Genomic DNA, 19,727 nt, shown 5'->3' with positions numbered 1-19,727 from the left:
GGAGCCAGCCCTTGCAGTATTTTCACGACGTTCTGTCCTTGACCGCGACGGCCACCAGTCTGTTCGACGCCCTCGATCTCGTGGGCTTCACAGATGCCAAGGTCACGACCGACGACGCGCCGGTCAAGGGTATCGCCAAACATCCGGCCACCGAGATCGGTCTGGACGTGGCGCTGCTGGCCATCGGTATCGCCCGCGTTCGCGCTCGCGGGATCGTCACCAAGGGTGATCGACTGATGTCGGCCGCTGCCGGTGGTGTCAAGAAGATCGGCGCGTCTCCCGTCAATGATTTCGCCTGGGCGCTCACGACCGCTGCCGATGGCGAATTCGTCACCATTCTCGTCCGTTAGGAAACCCGCCCATGACCAAAGCCCTCAATCAGCGCACTGCTGCCGTGATCGACCCGATCCTTTCGACCCACGCACGCGGCTATCGCAATTCCACTTTCATCGCATCCACGCTGTTTCCGCGTGTCTCGATCCCGAACCGCTCGATGCGCGTCATCAAGTTCGGCAAGGAAGCTTTTCGCATGCTGAACACCCGCCGTGCGCCGGGCGCGGACAAGAAGCGTATCCAGTACGGCTACGCCTCCGACCCGGTTTCGCTGGTGCAGGACGCGCTTGAAGGCGTGGTGCCGGTCGAGCATCAGGAAGAGGCGGAAAGCGTGCCGGGCATTGATCTCGGCGCGGGTGCCGTCAACATGGTGCTCGACGCGATCGACCTCAATCTCGAATACGAGAGCGCCCAGATCGCCCGCACAGCCGCGACCTACGACGCGAACCACAAGCTCGCCCTTGTCGGCGCCGATCGCTGGACCGATCCGGCGAGCGATCCCAAGGCCGACTTTGACGCCGGCAAGGAAGCCATTCGCCGCTCCATCGGCCGCTATCCCAATACGGTCGTTTTCGGACCCAACGCCGGCAACGCGCTGAAGAACCATCCGAAGATCAAGGAGCAGTTCAAGTATACGTCGAAGGACAGCATCACGGTCGAAATGATCGCAGCTTATCTCGACATCAAGAAGGTGGTCATCGGCGCGGCCGTCTTTCTGCCGGAGACGGCCGACGATAGCGCGCTCGCCAACGATGTCTGGGGCGACGATGCCATTCTCGCCTACGTGCCGGAAACCGGAGACAATTTCCAAGTTCCGTCCTTTGGCTACACCTATGAACTGCGTGGCTATCCGCAGGTCGAGCAGCCGTATTTCGAGCGCAGCAACGACAGCTGGATTTACCCCACCAAGGTCGAGCGCCGCGCCATCCTGACGGGGGCGGAAGGCGGCTTCCTCTTCCAGAATGCGGGAGCGCAATAATGGAGGAGCGCAACATCAGCCTGCGCCTGTCCGGGCCTGCAAAGATCGACGGCAAATTCCGGAAGTCCGGCGAGAAGGTCAATGTGACCGAGGGCGTGCTGGCCGCCCTGATTGCTGCCGACGTGGTTGATCGCGATAGCGTCAAGATGATCGGCGCTGACGTTCTGACCAGTGTCGATTTCGATAACGCGGTCGCCCACGCGGTGGCCGAGCAGGTCGCCGACATCCGCGCCATCACCGAGCGCATCGAAGCGGAAGCCACCGACAAGGTGGCAGAGGCAGAGCGCCGCGTTAGCGCCGCCCAGGCGGAAGCTGCCACGGCGATCGAAGCCGCCCGAACCGATGCGGCGGAGAAGATCGCTGCCGCTGAAGCGCGCGCCACGGCCGCCGAAAAGGCGAAACCCGTCAAAGAGCCCCGACCCTAAGCCTCTCAAGCCGGGCTCTTGCCAGCAGGGCGGCGACATTTGCCGCCCTGCATCCTCTCAATCGAGATTTGATCCGTGACCCGCTTTCTGACGATCGAAGAATTCAAGACCACCGTCGGACTGGACGAGCTGCTGCAGGTCGCCGGTTACGGCAACCTCAATGATCCCGCAGGCCGGGCGTTGATGGTCGACAAGATCGAAGAGGCTATTGTGTTTTCCGAAGAGCTGCTGATCGGATATGCGCGGGCTCGTTATGCCGTCATCGAGACACTGAACCCGGAAACGACGCCTCCGGTTGTCAAAGGCCATATCAGCGACGTGGCGCGATACCGGCTCCGGTCGCGCCCAGGCGCTCAAGGCCAATCCGACGAGACCGTGAAAAAGCGCCATGACGACGCGCTTGCCTTCTGGAAGCTCGTTGCCACCGGCAAGGCTGAGCTGCCGATCGCCGGTGAACCCGTTAACGGCGAGGCAGGTGGATCGAAGGTCGAGGCGATCATTCCGCCTTCGCGTGTCAGTCACATCCTGAAGGGCTGGTAGCGATGACCGAGAGCCTGCGCACCATCCGCCCACCGCTGATCATCGAGAAGGTCGAGAACGGACTGCTGGAGCGCCTAAAAGAGGATGTTTCCGGGCAATGCAAAGTCGAGGTCTTCCCGGCCGACCCGAAAACCTATGATTTCGGCAATCTGCCAGCCGCATTGCTGATCCACTATTCCGGGTCGCGATTTGCCGCCGCCAAGGGTCCGGCCAACACCGCCCAGTCGCGGCGCATGGAATTCGCCCTGGTACTTTTGTGCCGGTCGCTGCGTGGCGAAGGTGGCGCTTACAACCACCTCGAAGACGTTCGCCTCTCGATCCAAGGCAACAGCTTTGCCGGTGCAGGCCCAGCCGAGATCGTTCGCGATTTCCTTGATGATGAAAAGGACGGGGTTTGGCGCTGGCAGACGGTTATCGCCCTGCCGATCCCGGCCGTTCCTCGCGTCCGTCAGCCACCGGCTCCGCTGATGCGCCCGGCAATCTCTCAATCCTAGAAAGGACCAACGTGGCAAAGCAAGCGCTCAAAAAAGGGCTGATCTATTCAGGCCCGACCACACCGCTCGACATCGAAGGCCGGGCCGAACCGGTGATGCTGATCCCCGGCAAATCCTACGCCGATCTGCCGGAGACGCATCCGATCGTCGCCAACCTCACCGAACGCGGCCTGCTGAAGCCCGCGCCGGAAACCGCAACGGAAATCGCGCCGGAAGGCGCTGCCAATTAGGAGCCCTGCCCATGGCGGCAACATTTCATCACGGCCCGGAAGTCGTCGAGCATAAAGACGGTGTAACCGTCGTTCGCGACGTGAAGTCCGCCGTCACCTATCTCAACGGCACAGCGCCCATCCACCTCATTCACACGACGCCGGAGGAACGCGCCAAGTACATCAACAAGCGCGTCATCATCCGCAGCCTTGCGGAGGCTGCTGCCGCATTCGGCCCGCATGCGTCAGGCTACACGATCCCGGCCGCGCTCGATGCGATCTTTGACCAGGGCGACGGCGGCACGATCATCGTCAACAACGTCTTTGATCCGGACGTCCACAAGGAAGGCGTCACTCCCGACGTTTCGAAGGTGACCACGGCCGAAATCAACGGCACCATCAGCGCCGGCGGCGCGGCCTCGGGCTTCAAGGGCGCTTACGAGTGCTACAACAAGTTCGGCTATTTCCCGAAGCTGATCCTTGCACCTGGCTATTCGCCGACGGCGACGGTGCGGGCGGAGATGGACGTGGTTGCCGGTCGCCTCAACGCCATTGCCATTGCCGATTTGCCGCTTGGCCTGACCAAGCAGCAGGCAGTTGAGGCACGCGGCACCACCGGCAGCGCCAACACGTCCAGCGCCCGCGTCATCCTCACCTATCCGCATGTGCTGATCGAGGACGTTGCGAACAGCGGCACGCGCCTTGACCCGCTGTCGTCGCGGCTGGCTGGCGTCATCATCGCCACCGACCTTGAGCAGGGCTACCACCATTCGGCGTCGAACCGCGAAATCAAGGGCGTCGTGGATCTCGAAGTCCCGATCAACTTCTATCCGTCCGACTACCAGAACGACACCAACTTCCTCAACGAAGCGGGCATCGTCACCGCGATGCGATCGTTCGCCACCGGCTTTCGGACGTTCGGCAACCGCTCGGCCGCGTTCCCGTCATCGGCACATGTCGAGAACTTCATTCATGCCCGGCGCATTCTCGACATGACCCACGAGGCGATCATCTTTTTCCTCATGAACTACGTCGATCGCCTCGGCACTCGCCAGAACGTCGAAGCGGCGGAAGAAGGCGTCAACGCCTACCTGCGGGCAAAGACCGGCGACGGCGTTTTCTACGGCGCTGACTTCCGCTTCGACACACAGAAGAACACGCCCGAGCAGATCGCGGACGGCAGGTTCTTCTACAAGCTGCGCTGCCATCCGACCTCGGTCATGGAGCGCATCACCGTCGACAGCTACGTCGATACGAAGTTCATCACCGACGCGCTCTCGCTCGCGGCTTAACGGGAGGCAATCCACATGACACGTAAAATTGGCCAGATCACCGACGCCGACATCTATATCAATGGCGTCGATGTTTGCGGCCGTGTTTCCGAAATCGACCTGGGCGAGATCGGACATCAGGAAGTCGAGCATTCGTCGCTCGGCATGATCGGGGTGCTGAAGCTTCCCGGTCGCCCGGTGCAGGCGATCGAAGGCAAGATCACCTTCGAATGGCTGGACGAAGGCGTTAGCCGCACCATCCTCAACCCCACGAAGATGACCAAGCTCCAGCTGCATTCCTACGTCGATATCTTCGACGGCGAGGGTCGCAACGACACTGAGTCTCACACGTTGGTGACTCACATCGGTTTCCAGATGATGAAAACCGGTGGCCGCACCGCCAAGCTTGGGGAGCAGATGGGACAGGAACACGACATTTCCATCGGCTACTTCATGCAGAAGGTCTACGGCGCCGACACCCCGATCATCGAATACGACGGCTGGAACAACATCTACCGCATCGATGGCGAAGACGTCTGGCCGCGTTAGCCACGCGGCCGGCACTCCCTTTCTAACGCCTGAACCGTCACAAGGAATTGACCCATGACCACCAAAACCCAATCCGCCGTTGTCGACAAACTGCGAGCGCACAAGGAGGCCAATACGGGCACTTACGAAGTGCCTCTGAAAAAAAGCGGCGTCGTCTGCACCGTGCCGAAATTCATCAATCACGGCCTCTGGATGCGGGCGCAGCGGATCGGCAAGGGAGATATCGCAAAATCCCAGGCCGCGTACATCACCGAAACCGTGCAGTTCGAAGGTGAAAAGATCACTCTGACCGATCTCTCCGAACTGGTTCCGGCCGCCGACAGCCTTCAGCTGATCAACGAACTGTTCGGCGGCGAGGATGACGCGGACAGCGAGGGAAAGGCCAGCAAGACAGCCAGCTAAGGCTGTCCGCGCCGGTCCAACATCTCTTCCTGTTAGAGCGCGGCTGGACCCATGCTGATCTAAATGCAATGGATGAGGACGAGTTCGGCTGGTGGTACGATGAAGCTGTCGCCCTCGAAGAGGCCAAGGCCGAAGCCATCCGCTCCGCCAATGGCAAAGGCTGACCGGACCAATCGTCCGGTCATTTCCCCCCGCATATAATGTCACCTCTGGTCTGGAATTCCGGGCCGGAGGCTTTCCAAAATGAAGTTCATGATGATTTTCGAGGGGGTCGATCGGGCCACCAAGATCATGAACAAGATCATGACCGCCGAGAAGCGCACCGCCGCTTCCGTGAAGGCTGGCGGAAAAGCCACTGAAGCTTCGTCCAACGCGGCAACACGTGCCACCGAACGCGCGGCCGCAGCTTTCAATCGCGTCGGCTCAGCGGCCCGTTCCGCTTTCAATGTTGTCGTCTCCGGCGCTCAAGCGGCCGGGCGTGCGATAGTCAGCTTGCATCAAAAGACTGTCGCGTTGGGGAAATCCGGGTTCAACCAGATCACGACCGGAGCCGGAAAGGCTTTCCGTGGCTTGACGGTCGCGGCAGGTATTGCCGCCACTTTGATGGCGAGTTCGGCCCTTGCCGCCAACCAACTGGTCGGTACAGCATCGAAATTCGAAAAATTCCAGACCATCCTTGAAACCACCGAAGGTTCTTCCGCGAAGGCGAAGGCCGCGATGGGCTGGGTGACTGATTTCGCCGTCAAGACGCCGTATGAGCTTGATCAGGTCATGGATAGCTTTGTGAAGCTGCGGGCCTATGGGCTTGATCCGACAAACGGGCTTCTGCAAGACCTTGGCGACACAGCGGCGGCGATGGGAAAGCCGCTTGAAATGGCGGTCGAAGCAATCGCCGACGCCGTAACCGGCGAGAATGAGCGCCTGAAGGAATTCGGCATCAAGGCTGCGGTCAAGGGTAATGAGATTTATTACACCTACACCGTCAACGGGCAAAAGAAGATCGCCAAGGCGCTGGCATCTGATCCGGGGGGCATCCAGGCGGCGATTACCGGTATCATGCGCGAGCGCTATGGCGGCGCAATGGAGAAGCTGGCCCGCACGTGGGACGGCATGGTCTCCAACCTCTCCGATATCTGGTTGAAGTTTCAGCTCGCCATCATGAATGCGGGCCTTTTCGATTGGATGAAGGGCAAGCTGCAAGGCGTGCTGGATACCGTCAACCGACTTCAGGCCACGGGCGAACTCGACAAATGGGCGGCGAAGATCGGGGCAGCGATCCAATCCGTCCTTGAAGGCACGTGGACGTTCGCCACCCGCGCTTATGAGATTTTCAGCAAACTTGCCGTTTATTTGCAGGCAGCATCCGATTATGTGGGCGGGTGGGAAAACCTCGCAATGGTGCTGGCGGGCTTCGCGTTTGCGCCCACGCTGATCGCCACGGCCGCTGGCCTCGTTCAAATCGCCTATGGCCTAACGCTTCTCGCCACGGCGCTTGCTGCAAACCCCATAATCTTGGCAATCGTCGCGATCGCGGCCGGCGCTGCGCTGATTTATGCCAACTGGGATAAGATCGGCGCATTCTTCAGCAACCTTTGGGCCTCGATCACGGCGGGCATTGCGACCGCCTGGGCGGCCATCACCGATTTTCTCGGCTTCGATCCGCTGGCGATGCTGTCGGCCGGTTGGTCCGACCTGACCAGTGCCATCTCGGCGGCATGGGATTCGCTGCCATCGCTGGAATGGTCCGGCATGATCCCGACGCTGAGCTGGTCGAATTTCGTGACCGTGCTGGAATGGGCGTCATGGCTGCATCCCTTGCGCTGGCTTGACCTTATTCCCGGCTTCAGCTGGGCGGCGATTATCAAGACCGGGCTCAATTGGGCCGACTACATCGCAAGCCTCGATTGGGCGGCTTATCTGCCGTCCCTTTCGTGGTCGGGCATCGTCTCGGCCCTCAGCTGGTCGAACGTGCTGACGGTCATCAATTGGGCCTCATGGCTCCATCCGCTGCGCTGGCTCGACTTCATTCCTGGCTTCAGCTGGTCGGGCATCATCCAGGGCGGGCTTGATTGGGCGAGTTACATCACCGGGCTCAAATGGTCGGACTATCTGCCGTCGTTTTCTTGGCCTGCCTTCCCCGCGTTTTCGTGGCCTGATCTGCCAGCCTTCAAGTGGCCGGACTTCCCGGCGCTCGACTTGCCGGAGATGCCCGATATTGCCGGATGGATCGGGAGCCTGGGCGACAAAATCAGCGTGGCGATCGACGGGCTTGCCACGCGGGCGACCGCCGCCTGGGCCAAGGTCAAGAGCGTTTTCACCTTCGGTGCTGACGCGGAGATGCAGGCGTCTGTCAACGTGACCGATCCGGCGACGATCAGGGCAACGGCGGCGGCGACCGCCGCCCTGAAAACCGACATGGAGGCGGTCGCGGCCATCGACACTGGCCCGGCCATGGGGCGGCTTGCGGCGCTGGAAGCGGCGGCAAAGCGGGTCAGCGATACGGTCATGTCCTCGATCCGCCAAGCGCAGGCGTTCCTCGGCGCTGTCAGCTTCTATCCGCAGGGCGTTGCGCTGATGGATACGCTCGCGGCCGGTATTCGTGCGCGTGCCGCCGTGGTGATCGAGGAAATCCGCAAGGTGACGCAGCTGGTGCGTGATCATCTGCCCTCGTCACCGGCAAAGACCGGCCCGCTATCGGACATCCACCGGCTGAAATTCACAGAGACCATCGCGGGCTCGATCCACGCGGCTCCGATGGTCAAGGCGATGCGGACCGCTGCGGCGGCCACCATGGCGGCGGCGGCAATTGCCATGCCCGCGCTTTCCGCCCAGGCAGGCCCGCAAATGCCCGCGACGCAACAGGCGGCAAATGTGCCGCCTTCCGATGCCGCGCGGAACGAGGCGGCACGCGCTGCCGTCGCCCGCGTCAGCGTCCAGTCGCAGTCCGCCGCGCAACCGGCCGGGTCGCCGATTGCCATTCACTTCAAGGCGGAAACCAAAATTCAGGGCGGCAATGCCGACGAGGTGCGGCAGCAGTGGGACGACCTGATGAGCCAAAGCGGACGCAAGATTGCCGAGCTGGTCGATGAGGAATTGCGCCGCCGCGCTCGGAGGAACGTGTGATGGGCAAGCGATCGGAAGCCGACGCCCGCATCATGGTGCGAAAATTGCCATATTGCGTGACTTCGCCGGAGGGCCGGTTCTACGCGCTGGTGGACGGAAAGAAGGTGGCCGAGCGCGGCCGTTTGTACTGGCACACCAAGCCCGATGCCTTTCGTTGCGGCGTCCGGTTTCTAACGGCTCGCCTCGCCTCGGAAAGGCGGACCCGATGATTTACCTGCTCGGTTCCATCCCGTTAGGAATTGCTGGCCCGGCCGGGCCGGTCGGCCATACGATCGAGCGGGCCGCGACGTTCGCGCAACACGACACGACGCGGGGCAAACCCGCGCTTCAGGCGATCGGCGAAGAGCTGGACCGGCAGACGTTCGATTTCTTTTTCTCGGAAGAGTTCTGCGATGTGCCGGCGGAGCTGGCGAAGCTCGAGACAGCCTTCGCGCTCAAATCGCCGATGCCACTCGTCCTCGGCAATGGCGATTACACCGGCAAACGCTACGTGGTCGAAAGCTTGTCGATCGGCATCACCAAGACCGACCGGCTCGGTGTGCCGGTTCGTGTCGAGGCAACAATAAGCCTGCTTGAAGACCCGATAGCCGGCGGATTGTTCGGGCTGATCATGTCGATTGCCAAGAGCCGCGCACCGGCCTTGTCCGGCGCTGCCGCCAATAATCCGCAGGTTCGCAAAGGTGGTGGGCAATGACGGCTCTAACTGGTGATTATTTCGAATATCGCACGATCGCGGGCGACCGGTGGGATTTGCTCGCCTATCGCTACTATGGCGACCAGAACAAGCAGACGGTGCTTTTGGAAGCCAACCGGCATTTGTATCTTGATGATCTCGCCGTGCCGCCGCTGGTGCTTCCCCAGGGCGTTACGCTCATCATCCCGGTGATCGAGCAAACCGCCACCAACATCGATCTGCTGCCGCCGTGGAAGCGCGACAACCCCTCTTATGGGAGCGTCTGATGGCCTCAGGCCCCTATTTCAGCCTGATCTATCAGGGCGTCGATATCTCGTCCGAACTTGATCCGATGACCACGTCGATCAGCTACACCGACAATCACCACGGCAAGATCGATGAGATTGACGTGACGGTGCAGGACAAGGACGGCCGGTGGAAAGGCGCATGGAAGCCGGAGCCCGGCGATACCATGACGCTCACCATCTTTGACGGCCTGGGCGGTATCCTGCCCTGCGGCACGTTCGAAATGGACGAGCCGGACGCCGAGGGCGACCGTGGCGGCGACCGCATGACCATGCGCGGCCTCGCCGCTCCGATCACCAAGCCCCTGCGGACCCAGAAATCCCGCGCCTTTGAAAAACAGTCCCTGAAGGCGATCGTCAGCAAGGTTGCCGGTGAAAACGGCCTTTCCCTGGAAGGCGAAGTCGAAAGCCTCAATTTCGAGCGAGTGAGCCAGCGCCGGGAGCGAGATCTCGAATTTCTGACGCGGCTGGCCGAAGAGACCGGGCATTATTTCAGTGTCAGGGGCACCCGCGCGATTTTCACCAGCATCAAGTCGGTGGACGGCCGCGCCGCCGCCTTGACCGTCAGCCATTTATCTCTCGGCACATCTCTCCTGTCCTACCGACTGAAGGAACAGACGGCCGACACCTATTCCAAGGCAAAGGTTTCCTATCTCGACCCGAACAAAAAAGAGACGGTCGAAAGCGAGGAAACCGACAGCCAGGTCAAAACCGGCGACGTGCTGAAGATCGCGGGCGAACGCACCGAGAGCCCCGCCAATGCCAAGGCGCTCGCCCGATCGCGGATGCACTTCAAGAATCGCAAACGCCGCTCCGGCTCGTTCTCGCATGTTGGCGATGTGCGGGCCGTGGCGGGTGTGACCGTCAACATGGCGGATTTCGGCAAGTATTCCGGCCTTTACCTTATCGACCGCTCGACCCACCGGATGACGCGCGGCGGATACACAACCGACGTGGAGCTGCTCGATGCGCGCAAATAACGACTACCAGCAAAACAACGCCAACAAACGCGGCATCGTGGTCGATCGCGACCCGAAGAAAATGCGGGTGAAAGTCCAATTCAAGGACGAGGACGATACGGTATCTTTCTGGGTCGATGTCCTGTCGCGGTCATCCGGCAAGACGAAGAGCTTCATGATGCCGGATGTTGACGACGAGGTTTGGTGCGCCGTCGATCTGAAGGGCGAGGACGGCTGCATCATCGGCTCCAAATATAATGACAAGGACACGCCACCGTTTGAGGGAAACGATGATGTGGGCATCACCTTTCCGGGCGGGTCAATTCACATCGATCGCGAAGCTGGCGCGGTAACAATCAACGTTAGAGGTGCTGTGAAAATCCAAGGATCAAGCATCGATCTTGTTAGCGAAACTCTCACCCACAACGGAAAGAACGTGGGTCACGATCATCTGCACACGGGCGTCATACCCGGAGGCGACTTGACCGGAGAGCCGGCTTAACGATCGTCGTCAGCAAATCGCACCATTTCGCTAAGTAAAATGCCAAGGTGGTCGCTAAATTCCTGAAAGTGGCCGGCATTCGCTTTTACTTGGTGTGACGGTGATAAAAGCGCGATCATATCAACCATGGCATTAATTTCAGTCAAGGTTTGTCTAAATTCGTCTACCACTTCATTAGGAATCCGGTACTCGGGATGGGAACGGTCCGTTAGGAACTCGATAGCGCGTGCCATTTGAATCAAGCTGGATTCCGCATCGCTCCCATAAAAGCAAGAAGTGAAAGTTGGCGGAAAAATAAGGTATGCGTCGGCCGTAGTGCCTTTGACGAGGCCTCCTTCGGGACCGTCAACGAGAATGTCATACTTATAGTAGACCCGCACCCCTCTCCCGTTCCGTATGGATTGTTCAAAGTAGGCCTCGCGCGCATCAAACTCTTCATCGGCCTCTTGCTGATCTCGCAATTGCTGCTGTCTTCGCAATATTCCGGTTTGTTCATTGAAAAGCGCTGTAGACGCCCGAGTTTCCGCTACCTGCTCTTTCATCACTTTCCTCGTATCATTCAGCTCTTCTCGCTGGGCTCTGAGTTCTTGCGATTGGATAAAGACGGCACCAGCCAGCCAGAGAAATGCGACGGGGGCGAACGCACCCGCAAGTGCGCCGCCGAGCTGGTTGATATCTTGGCAAGCGAGATAGCGATCAAAAAATCCGGCAAACGCAGAAGTGGAAACGACCACTCCCTGACACTGTTTAGTCTCGACAATCAACAAATAGTAGAGAAAGCAATATGCCAAGGTCAGTGCCACGAGCACCCAAAACGCTCGCGTATTTCTAGTCTTTTGGGCCTCGGCCTTGATATCACTATCGGTCATCTTGCTCTTCATCGCCTCTTCGACTAGTTTTCAACGACCGATAGCAGGAAATGCGGATTGGTTGCACTGACCGGACCTCACGTCCGGTCATTTTTGTTTGGGGCGGCGGCTACCTTCGCCCCATGTTCGACAAAGACAAAATCCCCTATCGCCACTGGTCGCTCAAGGTCGGCCGGATCAACCCGGATACGGGCGAAGCGCCTGATGTGGTGGGCGCGATCGTCTTTGCCATCGACGATCTCAATCAGTCCATTGCCAACATCGTTTTGACGCCGAAAGGCTCCGTACCGACCGAGCCGGAGAAGGGTTGCGATCTGCACGGCGCGATCGACAGGCATCCCAACATCGGCATTCCGCATCTGACCCGCGAAATCTGGGACGCGCTCACCATCTGGGAGCCGCGTATCGTCGTGCAGAAAGTCAGCGTCTCTATAGTGCAGTTTTCGCATTTCACGACGCAGGTTTTCTGGCGGCCGATCGAGAGCGTGATTGATGATATCCGCGTGACGGAGGTCACCTATCGTGGCTGATCCCGTCAAGCGCACCCTTGAACAGCTTCGCGCGGCCGGTGCGCCATCGTTCTTCGAACGCGACCCGGCCGCACTGAAGGCATCCTTCAAGGCTCAATTTGAAGTCGTTTCCGGCCGCACGCTCTATCCGGCCCAAACCGAAATGTTCCTGATCGAAGTCGCGGCCTATGCGCTCTCGATCCTACACGAGGCGGCGCAGACCGCGACCGTGCAGAACACGGCCGTGTTTGGCCAGGGCGTCCATCTGGAAAATCGCGGCGCCAACGTTTCGACCTTCCGGCTCTTGGCGCAGCCCTCGAAAACCACGCTGCGGTTCACTCTGTCGGCCGTCCGGCTGATCGACGTGGCCATTCTTAAGGGCACGCGGGTCGCATCCGGTTCGGCCGTGACGTTCGCCACCGACAAGGATTTGATCATCCCGGCCGGGATGCTTTCGGCCACGGTATCGGCGACGGCCGAGACGCCCGGCGCTGCCTGGAATGGCCTTGGCATCGGCGCGGTGACCGATCTGCTCGATCCGGTCGCCTATGTGACCACGGCCACCAACACCGTGGCCGTTTCGGGCGGGACCGACATCGAGGACGAGGACCGCTTCCGGCTCCGCGTCGTCAATGCCCTGTTCACGATCGCCAAGACCGGCCCGAAAAACGGCTACCGTGAACACGTGATGGCGGTTGACCCGGAAATCACCGACGTTGCCGTGGTCCGGCCGGAGCCGGGCAAGATCAACATTTTCCCGCTGATGCGCACCGGCCTGCCGACATCAGCGCTCAAGAACGCTGTGCTTGCCTATCTCGACCCGGAAACACGCCGGGCCATGGGCGACGATGTTACCATCCTTTCGCCGGAGCCGGTTGATTTCGACATGGTTTTAACGGTGCGGGTCGCCCAGGCGATCGCCGGGATGGAGGCAAAAGCCCGCGCTGCCGCAATCGCCGCTTTCACGCCATGGACACAAACGCTCGGCAGTCAGGTAGCGCCGTCGGTCATCATCGCGGCCGTCAAGGCGGTGCCCGATGTCACCGACGTTTCCTTGACCGGTTTTGCCTTTACCGATCTCGCCGCACACCGCTTCGCAGCCCTTGCCAGCCTGACGGTCAATGTCGTGGTGGCCGCCGATGTCTGATCCCTTCATCCCGGCCTCGCTTGTCCCTCCCGGCGTCAATGACCAGCGCGGCCGCGACTTCGCAGCCGCCTTGAGCAATGTGCTGTCCAGCTTCAGCACCTCGGCGCTGCTCATCCAAGACCCGCTGACGGTTGACGCCCGGCTGTTGCCGATCCTGACCGTCGAACTTGGCATGACCGAATTCATGACGCCCGGCTTGCTTGAGACCCATGTGCGCGAGCTGCTGGCTCGTGCGCCGGAAATCCACGCCTGGACCGGCACGGTCTACGGCACCAAGCGGGCGCTTGGCGCGTTAGGAATTACCGTCGATTGGACGCAGTGGTGGCAGACGACGCCGAAAGGCCCGCATGACACCCATACCGTCATTGCCTACGTCAACGATCATCTGACGGCCGGAAACGACAACCTCTTCAGCGCCGCCACGCAATACGCCGTCAGGCGGATTATCGAGGCCACGCAACGGTGGTCGCAAGAGATCAGCTTTCTGCTCGGCATCAAGTTCGGCAATTCGGCCGGTCTGACGAGCGCTGTCCAGAACGTGGCCGTAGTGCGCCCCACGGCCGAAGCTGTGCCGCCCGTGCCGAATGCGCGGGCGGGCCTTGCTGCCGTTATCCAGAGTTTTGTCGGAGTGCGGCGCTCGGCCGACGCAGCTGCACCGCAGACCGCCACGCGGGCCGGGCTGGCTGCTTCCCTTTCCAGTCTGTCATGCGTTCGGGCGGTCATGCACGTGTTCCTGCCACCCGCCGCACTGGAGCCGCTGCCGGGCGGCCACGCCTTCGTGGTCGATACGCCGACCGGCGACAAATTCGTGATTGATCACGGTGATCGATTCATTTTCAGCAAGGTGAACCCATGAATGCTTTGATACCGATGCTGACCCGCGAGGGCATGAGAGCGGTATTCCGCGCCGACAGTGAGGGGCTTTCCGCCCGGGTCTCGCATATCGCTTTTGGCGATCAGGCTTACCAGCCGGACGGTTCCGAAACCGAATTGGGAAACGAGCGCATGCGCGTTCCCGTCGCGGGCGGCAGTTGGGTGGGTGACTTCACCATTCACCTCACGGCGCTGCTCGACAGCGGGCCGAGCTTCTGGATCAAGGAAGTCGGCTTCATCCTGACCGATGGAACGATGCTGGCCGTTTGGTCAGATACGGACACGCCGCTCGCCTACAAGACGGCAGGCGTGCCGATCGTCACTGCCTTCGACCTGACGCTTGAAGCGCTGCCCGCGTCGGCCGTGACCGTCGAGGCTGGCGATGTCGATCTGACGCTCTTTTTCGGTTCCGACTTCGCCCAGATGGGCGCTGCCATCATGGGCAACGCCAGCCGCCTGATGGCCTTGCGAGACCGGCTGGACGCCGTGGAAGCCGACGAGCGGGTGGAAGGGGCACTCGCGGAAATCCGCCGCCTCTCGATCGAAGTTGACAACATCCGCGCCGCGATAGCCGCGCTCTAACCCAAAGGAACCGACATGAGCCTTACAAGTGACATCGCAACCCTCGTTGGAAGAGCGGATGCGCTCATCAACATCTTCGACGCAAAGAAAGCCGCGATCGACGCCGCTGTCGCCGCCGCGATTGCAACGCTGCCGGAAATGTCGCGGACCTACTACGTCGATCAGGTCGCCGGGAACAATGCCAACAGCGGGCTGGTGCCTGAGCAGCCTTTTCAGACCATCGACCGGGCGCTTTCCTTGGCCGGAGCCGGCCGATACGTCGATATCAGGCTGATGGCGAACTACACGTTCACGTCGCCGCGTATCGGCCTTCGTGCGGGCCAGCATCTGAAGCTTGGCTCTCACCTCTCCGTGTCCGGCAGCATCCGCTACAAGGTCTTCCTCGGTGTCCACGCCCGCCCTGAACCGGAAGTCGTCGGCGACTGGGAGGTTGGCGGCTTTTATTGCCCGTCCTTTGGTTCCAACAGCATCAACGCGTCTTCGATCGAGATCGTGTTTCCGGCCGCACCGGGAGCCGGTGTCATGGTCAACGACAGCTATAACGGCTTCCTCGCTGGAAACGTCACGGATGGGCCGCCTGTGATTGGTCTGGAACTGAACGGGTGCACAGTCACCCGCCCGGCCGGTTCCGTTGGCGTGATCTTTGGTGCCCGCACGCACTTTGCTGCCCTGATGGTCAAGAACACCACCTTTGTCACCCCCGATATGGCGGGCAAATGGGTCGCCGGTGTCGCGGGCGGCTCAACACCCGCATCGGTTGGCTGGGTCGCATCCAACCTCGCAACCCTTTAATCGGAGAACACGACGATGCAGACTTTCACCATCGAATACCAGGGCGTGACCTATGCCAACTTCAGCGAAGGTGCCCTCATCGCCTCCGGCGTGCCTGCCGCCGTCCTTGACGCGGCGAAGGCCGCCAACAGACGCGAAGAGATCAAGACCGAATGCCGCCGACGCATCTATGGCACCGCAAGCGCCGAAGCCCAGATGAACATCAGCGGGGCGGCTTCGCTTGCCTCGGCCAAAGTTGCTGCCGATCGCTCGGCCGAAGAGACGGCGCTGCTCGAAACCTTCGCCCTGGCGCTGAAGTGGATCTCTGACATGCGGGCATCGGTCGAAACGCTTTCGGCTGATCCGGTATCCGACTTCCTGACGGAAGACGCCTGGCCGGATTGCCCCGCCGCTGTTCTCGCGCTCTGCGATCAGTTCTAACGAGGAGCCACGGATGGAGCCGCCACGTATCTACCTCACCCAAGCCTTGCTCGGTGACTTGGAAAACCCCGCAGCCGCCGCAGAACTTGCGGCGACACTCACGCCGCCGCTTCTCGCCACCGGCCCGATCGCCGCCCGCTTCGCGGCGGTCGAGACGGCCGCCAATGGCGCGGACCCGCGCCGACTGGTGTCGGACCTCTATCAGTCGATGCTTGCCTCGGCAGCGAACGCCGCCATTGCCGCCGCGCATGTCAGTCCCGGCTTCTACGATTTCAAACGGCGAATATATAAAGAGAACGGCTTGGCGGCGGGCCGAGCCGAGGCGGCGATCGTCTCCGTTGCAAGGCCCAGCCAAGGCTACGGGCCATTGGGCGCTCTGCCCCAGGTGACTTATCCGGCCAACACGCCGAGATGGGGCAAGAACGGCCTCGAAGTCTATCGCGCCCACGCCAATCTCATGGCCAATTCGGAGTTTGCGGGCGGCAAGGTCGGCGTCATCGGCGCGGGCGGCATATTGCCTGATGGCTTCAATCTCAGCGACAACGGCTTTGCGTGTGAAATCCTCGCCATTACCGAAGAGGGCAACGCGCAGCGCATGCGCGTTAGACTTTCGCGCACAGGCGCCAATCCGAACAAGTCGGTGACGTTGCGGCCTGTGCCCTATGTTGGCGAAACGCTTGCCGCCGCTTCCGGCCGTGCCGCCCACGCGCTCGTCCGCGTGCTGGCTTCGGACAATATTGCAGACTTCCGGCTCACGATCGCCGAGATCAACAGCGGCGTGCACCGAGAATCGGACAAAATCCCGCTAACCGGCGAGTGGAAACATATCGTGGCATTCCTGCGTGGCGAGGTCGGGAACCGGATCAATTGGGGCTTTATCGCTAATCCCGCCGAAGCCCATAGTTTTTCCATCGAGTTCGAAATCACGACCTTGATGTATCAGCAGGCCAATGCGATCGACGATATCACGCCCTGGGCACCGGGACCGCGCCGGACCCTGGCCAACAATCTCGTGACCAACATCACCGCCGCTGGAGCGGTCGCGGGTGTCATTGGTTCCGGTGGCAGCGTCCCGACCAGTTGGGAGCGCAGTAACACCATGCCGCTCGAAATCATCAGCGTGACAACGGTGGGTGGCGTAAAGCGCGTCAGGGCGAAATTCAGCCGGACGGGCGGGGCACCCGTTCTCGCCACCTGCGCGTTGCGCCCCATCGGCTACGCGAACCGGCTCGTACTGTCGAACGACCTTTATGGAGCCGTGGCCAACGCTCGCATCATTGCCAGCACCGGCATCAACAATACGCGTCTTCTCTGGACAGAACTGACATCGGCCGATGTCCTTGTTACCAATCACGTGGTGGACATTCCGAGAGACGGCGAATTCCACAAGGTCGCGGCGGTCGCAACACCCGTCAACGCCAACGGAAAGGGATACGTGCAGTTCGTCTTCGAACCGCTGACGACGACGAACGATTTCTCCGTCGAGTTTGAATTTGACGCCGAGGTCGAATTTGGCATCGTCACCTATCCAATCATCAATGTGGCGGCCGATGACGCGACCCTTTCGCTGCCAAGCGGGACGTTTGACATTCATTTGCCAGGCGAACGCGGCGGCCACATTCTGCTCAATCAAACCGGCGTTATTCCCCTAACGCCTCCCGCAGGTCAGAGCAGCCTGATTGCCAAACTGGCGACCTTGATGGAAGTCGGCAGGGCGAACGTGGACCGCGCTGATTTTGCCGAGGCTTTGGACCGGCCCGTGTTTTCGGAAGCACTCATCACCACGCAAGTGCCCGCCGAATGGGGCGGCGTTCATTGCCGCCCTGACGCCGATTATGCAATTACGCGGGCGACCAACAAGCGCAACCGCCTGCGCTTCGAATGCCGCCCAGGCGACCGGCCGGTATGGAACGCGCCCGACACGGAGCGGTCGGAAGTCTTTCAAAACGGCCTCGTTCCGTTTGTCGAGCGGCGGTACTTTTCGTTTTCGACGATGATCGAGCCCGCAACGGTGATCGACGCGAAAAGCTGGTTCCTCTTCGCACAGCTTCACAATTCGCAAGATGCCACCGACGGCGTGACATCGCCCGCCTTTGCCTTTGAATTGCAGGCAGGCAGCCAGCTTGCCATCGTTGTTCGCTCCAGCGCTCAAAATCCATTGGTGGTCAATCCCGGATCGAAGGCCCTTTTCCGCGACCCATATTTCAAGCTCGGCCGCTTCTATAATTGGGTTATCGAGCTGCGCTACGACAACAACGCGCAAACGTCGATTTTTCGGGTTTGGCGCGATGGAAAGCTGCTCTTCGATTACGATGGCCCGCTTGGCTACATCGACGCTATGCCGCCCTACATGAAAGCGGGCATCTACCGGAATAACTCCAATCGCATCGACGTGGTTCACCTCGTCAATTACGAATATGGGAATGACAGTTTGCTGGAGCGCATCAACGCGCCGCTTCCGATTAGCTGACCTTTGACCGGCGTTTGCCGGTCAGCTCCAGGTGCCCGGAGTGGTCGCCCACTCCGGAAACGGGGTCTTCTTTGCGAGAGCGGCCCCGTCGACAGCTCTCAAAGATAACCGTCACACCCGTTACCCCGCCGAAGCGAGGCGGGCCTGTGTGACCGATTCGTGCAAGGTTTGAAATGCCCCTCGACCACAATTCAATAGACGTCCCCACGACCCAGCCTCCGGCCGCATGGATTGGCGGCAAACGCCAGCTGGCCGCCCGACTTGTCGGCATGATCAATGCCACTCCCCACGTCTCCTATGCCGAACCGTTCGTTGGCATGGGCGGAGTGTTTTTCCGGCGCACCAAGGCTCCGCGATCGGAAGTCATCAACGATCGAAACGGTGAGGTCGTGAACCTGTTTCGCATCCTGCAACGGCACTATCCGCAGTTCATGGACACTCTCAAATTCCAAATCACATCGCGGCGGGAATTCGACCGCCTGAAGGCGTGTGACCCGGTGACACTGACCGATCTGGAGCGTGCGGCACGCTTCCTTTATCTCCAGAAACTGGCCTTCGGCGGGAAGGTGTCGGGCCAGAGTTTTGGCGTCAGTACCCGTGATTCGGCGAGGTTCAATCTCAATCGTCTTGCACCGCTTTTGGAGGACGTGCATGAGCGGCTTTCCGGCGTTGTGATCGAGAACTTGGATTGGCTGGCCTTCATTGATCGCTATGACCGGCCGGGCACCCTGTTCTATCTCGATCCGCCGTATTTCGGGAATGAAGACGACTATGGGAAAGCCCTGTTTGGGCGTGACCAGTTCGTCAAAATTGCAGAAAGGCTGCGCCGGATCGAAGGGAGCTTTATTCTCTCGATCAACGATGTCCCTCCGATCAGGGAAATCTTCTCGGCCTTCGATTTTAACGGAGCGGCTTTGAACTACTCGGTCGGCGGTGGCAAAGGCACTCCCGCGAAAGAGCTAATTGTTACAGGATAACAGCACTAGTCATGTTCCACCGGACTGACGGCGATCACGCCGGCCGGGACGGTTTCTGCAAAGCGCAAGCGCGTCGAACATGCGCTTGACGCGTCCATGTTGAGGTATACGGTGGTCGGGGTCAGGCGTAGCCAATCTCTAGACCCGGCGGAGTTGGATGGGGAGCACGAGACAATCGCGAGCTAAAGAAGCTTTTCCGATGATCTTCAATCACTGACTGTAGGGGCGGTTGACTGGAGGTCAGAAATGAACATTAAGAGCCTTCTTCTCGGCTCCGCTGCAGCTCTCGCAGCAGTATCCGGCGCCCAGGCAGCTGACGCAATC

At 60.5% G+C, this 19,727-nt stretch carries 24 protein-coding genes; 23 read left to right on the top strand and 1 reads right to left on the bottom strand.

From position 1 onward, the window contains the following. Positions 1-11 precede the first annotated feature (11 nt). The 15 genes from J2Z75_RS28015 to J2Z75_RS27945 all read left to right on the top strand — a co-directional run bounded on the left by J2Z75_RS28015 (position 12) and on the right by J2Z75_RS27945 (position 10,764). Positions 12-350 (top strand): DUF2190 family protein, encoded by a 339-nt coding sequence (locus J2Z75_RS28015; RefSeq protein WP_209857133.1) that lies wholly within the window; start codon positions 12-14, stop codon positions 348-350. An 11-nt stretch (positions 351-361) separates the two neighbouring features. Then, positions 362-1,312, top strand: coding sequence for a major capsid protein (locus tag J2Z75_RS28010; protein WP_209857131.1), 951 nt, complete (start codon positions 362-364; stop codon positions 1,310-1,312). After that, a complete protein-coding gene (locus J2Z75_RS28005; protein WP_209857129.1) occupies positions 1,312-1,737 on the top strand; it encodes a hypothetical protein in 426 nt (141 codons plus the stop codon). The genes J2Z75_RS28010 and J2Z75_RS28005 overlap by 1 nt, the downstream gene beginning before the upstream one ends. 75 nt (positions 1,738-1,812) lie before the next feature. Continuing rightward, on the top strand, positions 1,813-2,277 hold the full coding sequence (locus J2Z75_RS28000) for a phage protein Gp36 family protein (RefSeq protein WP_209857127.1): 465 nt from the start codon (positions 1,813-1,815) through the stop codon (positions 2,275-2,277). Positions 2,278-2,279: 2 nt separating this feature from the next. Then, positions 2,280-2,771: a Gp37 family protein gene (locus J2Z75_RS27995; RefSeq protein ID WP_234937619.1), complete on the top strand. Its 492-nt coding sequence runs from the start codon at positions 2,280-2,282 to the stop codon at positions 2,769-2,771. Between the two features lie 11 nt (positions 2,772-2,782). Continuing rightward, positions 2,783-3,001, top strand: a complete 219-nt coding sequence (locus J2Z75_RS27990) for a hypothetical protein (protein WP_209857126.1) — start codon at positions 2,783-2,785, stop codon at positions 2,999-3,001. A gap of 11 nt (positions 3,002-3,012) precedes the next feature. Continuing rightward, complete coding sequence (locus J2Z75_RS27985) at positions 3,013-4,272, top strand: phage tail sheath family protein (RefSeq protein ID WP_209857124.1); 1,260 nt, start codon at positions 3,013-3,015, stop codon at positions 4,270-4,272. 15 nt (positions 4,273-4,287) lie between these two features. Beyond that, positions 4,288-4,800 carry a phage major tail tube protein gene (locus J2Z75_RS27980; protein WP_209857122.1) on the top strand — a complete coding sequence of 171 codons (513 nt, stop codon included), beginning with the start codon at positions 4,288-4,290 and terminating at the stop codon, positions 4,798-4,800. Positions 4,801-4,854: 54 nt separating this feature from the next. Further along, a complete protein-coding gene (locus tag J2Z75_RS27975) occupies positions 4,855-5,202 on the top strand; it encodes a hypothetical protein (protein ID WP_209857120.1) in 348 nt (115 codons plus the stop codon). Positions 5,203-5,445: 243 nt separating this feature from the next. Continuing rightward, entirely contained in the window at positions 5,446-8,325 is a 2,880-nt protein-coding gene (locus J2Z75_RS27970) for a tape measure protein (protein ID WP_209857119.1), read from the top strand. Beyond that, on the top strand, positions 8,325-8,534 hold the full coding sequence (locus tag J2Z75_RS27965) for a hypothetical protein (protein ID WP_209857117.1): 210 nt from the start codon (positions 8,325-8,327) through the stop codon (positions 8,532-8,534). Before J2Z75_RS27970 ends, J2Z75_RS27965 begins: the two co-directional genes overlap by 1 nt. Continuing rightward, positions 8,531-9,019, top strand: coding sequence for a phage tail protein (locus tag J2Z75_RS27960; protein ID WP_209857115.1), 489 nt, complete (start codon positions 8,531-8,533; stop codon positions 9,017-9,019). Before J2Z75_RS27965 ends, J2Z75_RS27960 begins: the two co-directional genes overlap by 4 nt. After that, positions 9,016-9,285 carry a tail protein X gene (locus J2Z75_RS27955; RefSeq protein WP_209857113.1) on the top strand — a complete coding sequence of 90 codons (270 nt, stop codon included), beginning with the start codon at positions 9,016-9,018 and terminating at the stop codon, positions 9,283-9,285. The genes J2Z75_RS27960 and J2Z75_RS27955 overlap by 4 nt, the downstream gene beginning before the upstream one ends. Beyond that, positions 9,285-10,283, top strand: coding sequence for a phage late control D family protein (locus J2Z75_RS27950; RefSeq protein ID WP_209857111.1), 999 nt, complete (start codon positions 9,285-9,287; stop codon positions 10,281-10,283). The genes J2Z75_RS27955 and J2Z75_RS27950 overlap by 1 nt, the downstream gene beginning before the upstream one ends. Beyond that, positions 10,270-10,764 (top strand): phage baseplate assembly protein V, encoded by a 495-nt coding sequence (locus J2Z75_RS27945; RefSeq protein ID WP_209857108.1) that lies wholly within the window; start codon positions 10,270-10,272, stop codon positions 10,762-10,764. Before J2Z75_RS27950 ends, J2Z75_RS27945 begins: the two co-directional genes overlap by 14 nt. Here J2Z75_RS27945 and J2Z75_RS27940 read toward each other — a convergent pair. Then, the gene (locus J2Z75_RS27940) at positions 10,761-11,633 is read right to left on the bottom strand and encodes a hypothetical protein (RefSeq protein WP_209857106.1); all 873 of its coding nucleotides are present in this window, start codon (positions 11,631-11,633) and stop codon (positions 10,761-10,763) included. The two genes, J2Z75_RS27945 and J2Z75_RS27940, sit on opposite strands and share 4 nt — an antisense overlap. Before the next feature lie 122 nt (positions 11,634-11,755). Between J2Z75_RS27940 and J2Z75_RS27935 the strand changes: the two genes are divergently transcribed. From J2Z75_RS27935 to J2Z75_RS27900, 8 genes are all read left to right on the top strand, one after another. Then, positions 11,756-12,163: a GPW/gp25 family protein gene (locus J2Z75_RS27935; RefSeq protein ID WP_209857104.1), complete on the top strand. Its 408-nt coding sequence runs from the start codon at positions 11,756-11,758 to the stop codon at positions 12,161-12,163. Then, positions 12,156-13,289: a baseplate J/gp47 family protein gene (locus J2Z75_RS27930; RefSeq protein WP_209857102.1), complete on the top strand. Its 1,134-nt coding sequence runs from the start codon at positions 12,156-12,158 to the stop codon at positions 13,287-13,289. Before J2Z75_RS27935 ends, J2Z75_RS27930 begins: the two co-directional genes overlap by 8 nt. After that, positions 13,282-14,145: a phage tail protein I gene (locus J2Z75_RS27925; protein ID WP_209857100.1), complete on the top strand. Its 864-nt coding sequence runs from the start codon at positions 13,282-13,284 to the stop codon at positions 14,143-14,145. Before J2Z75_RS27930 ends, J2Z75_RS27925 begins: the two co-directional genes overlap by 8 nt. Beyond that, positions 14,142-14,744 (top strand): phage tail-collar fiber domain-containing protein, encoded by a 603-nt coding sequence (locus J2Z75_RS27920; protein WP_209857098.1) that lies wholly within the window; start codon positions 14,142-14,144, stop codon positions 14,742-14,744. The genes J2Z75_RS27925 and J2Z75_RS27920 overlap by 4 nt, the downstream gene beginning before the upstream one ends. Positions 14,745-14,759: 15 nt before the next feature. Then, positions 14,760-15,536: a hypothetical protein gene (locus J2Z75_RS27915; protein WP_209857096.1), complete on the top strand. Its 777-nt coding sequence runs from the start codon at positions 14,760-14,762 to the stop codon at positions 15,534-15,536. A gap of 15 nt (positions 15,537-15,551) precedes the next feature. After that, positions 15,552-15,956, top strand: coding sequence for a hypothetical protein (locus tag J2Z75_RS27910; protein ID WP_209857094.1), 405 nt, complete (start codon positions 15,552-15,554; stop codon positions 15,954-15,956). 13 nt (positions 15,957-15,969) lie between these two features. Further along, a complete protein-coding gene (locus J2Z75_RS27905; protein WP_209857092.1) occupies positions 15,970-18,426 on the top strand; it encodes a heparin lyase I family protein in 2,457 nt (818 codons plus the stop codon). 173 nt (positions 18,427-18,599) lie between these two features. Then, positions 18,600-19,403 carry a DNA adenine methylase gene (locus J2Z75_RS27900; protein WP_209857090.1) on the top strand — a complete coding sequence of 268 codons (804 nt, stop codon included), beginning with the start codon at positions 18,600-18,602 and terminating at the stop codon, positions 19,401-19,403. The last annotated feature ends 324 nt before the right edge of the window (positions 19,404-19,727 follow it).

The sequence above is a fragment of the Rhizobium herbae genome, assembly GCF_017873135.1.
In the GTDB taxonomy this organism is placed as follows: domain Bacteria; phylum Pseudomonadota; class Alphaproteobacteria; order Rhizobiales; family Rhizobiaceae; genus Pararhizobium; species Pararhizobium herbae.
Note: the sequence above shows the minus strand (reverse complement) of the source record. Positions and strands in the feature narration are given on the sequence as shown.

Excerpts from the sequence above, each read along its gene's own strand:
- J2Z75_RS28010 (WP_209857131.1), top strand. The coding sequence starts at position 362 with ATGACCAAAGCCCTCAATCAGCGCACTGCTGCCGTGATCGACCCGATC.
- J2Z75_RS28005 (WP_209857129.1), top strand. The coding sequence starts at position 1,312 with ATGGAGGAGCGCAACATCAGCCTGCGCCTGTCCGGGCCTGCAAAGATC.
- J2Z75_RS27995 (WP_234937619.1), top strand. The coding sequence starts at position 2,280 with ATGACCGAGAGCCTGCGCACCATCCGCCCACCGCTGATCATCGAGAAG.
- J2Z75_RS27985 (WP_209857124.1), top strand. The coding sequence starts at position 3,013 with ATGGCGGCAACATTTCATCACGGCCCGGAAGTCGTCGAGCATAAAGAC.
- J2Z75_RS27980 (WP_209857122.1), top strand. The coding sequence starts at position 4,288 with ATGACACGTAAAATTGGCCAGATCACCGACGCCGACATCTATATCAAT.
- J2Z75_RS27975 (WP_209857120.1), top strand. The coding sequence starts at position 4,855 with ATGACCACCAAAACCCAATCCGCCGTTGTCGACAAACTGCGAGCGCAC.
- J2Z75_RS27970 (WP_209857119.1), top strand. The coding sequence starts at position 5,446 with ATGAAGTTCATGATGATTTTCGAGGGGGTCGATCGGGCCACCAAGATC.
- J2Z75_RS27965 (WP_209857117.1), top strand. The coding sequence starts at position 8,325 with ATGGGCAAGCGATCGGAAGCCGACGCCCGCATCATGGTGCGAAAATTG.
- J2Z75_RS27960 (WP_209857115.1), top strand. The coding sequence starts at position 8,531 with ATGATTTACCTGCTCGGTTCCATCCCGTTAGGAATTGCTGGCCCGGCC.
- J2Z75_RS27955 (WP_209857113.1), top strand. The coding sequence starts at position 9,016 with ATGACGGCTCTAACTGGTGATTATTTCGAATATCGCACGATCGCGGGC.
- J2Z75_RS27950 (WP_209857111.1), top strand. The coding sequence starts at position 9,285 with ATGGCCTCAGGCCCCTATTTCAGCCTGATCTATCAGGGCGTCGATATC.
- J2Z75_RS27945 (WP_209857108.1), top strand. The coding sequence starts at position 10,270 with ATGCGCGCAAATAACGACTACCAGCAAAACAACGCCAACAAACGCGGC.
- J2Z75_RS27940 (WP_209857106.1), bottom strand. The coding sequence starts at position 11,633 with ATGACCGATAGTGATATCAAGGCCGAGGCCCAAAAGACTAGAAATACG.
- J2Z75_RS27935 (WP_209857104.1), top strand. The coding sequence starts at position 11,756 with ATGTTCGACAAAGACAAAATCCCCTATCGCCACTGGTCGCTCAAGGTC.
- J2Z75_RS27925 (WP_209857100.1), top strand. The coding sequence starts at position 13,282 with ATGTCTGATCCCTTCATCCCGGCCTCGCTTGTCCCTCCCGGCGTCAAT.
- J2Z75_RS27920 (WP_209857098.1), top strand. The coding sequence starts at position 14,142 with ATGAATGCTTTGATACCGATGCTGACCCGCGAGGGCATGAGAGCGGTA.
- J2Z75_RS27915 (WP_209857096.1), top strand. The coding sequence starts at position 14,760 with ATGAGCCTTACAAGTGACATCGCAACCCTCGTTGGAAGAGCGGATGCG.
- J2Z75_RS27910 (WP_209857094.1), top strand. The coding sequence starts at position 15,552 with ATGCAGACTTTCACCATCGAATACCAGGGCGTGACCTATGCCAACTTC.
- J2Z75_RS27905 (WP_209857092.1), top strand. The coding sequence starts at position 15,970 with ATGGAGCCGCCACGTATCTACCTCACCCAAGCCTTGCTCGGTGACTTG.
- J2Z75_RS27900 (WP_209857090.1), top strand. The coding sequence starts at position 18,600 with ATGCCCCTCGACCACAATTCAATAGACGTCCCCACGACCCAGCCTCCG.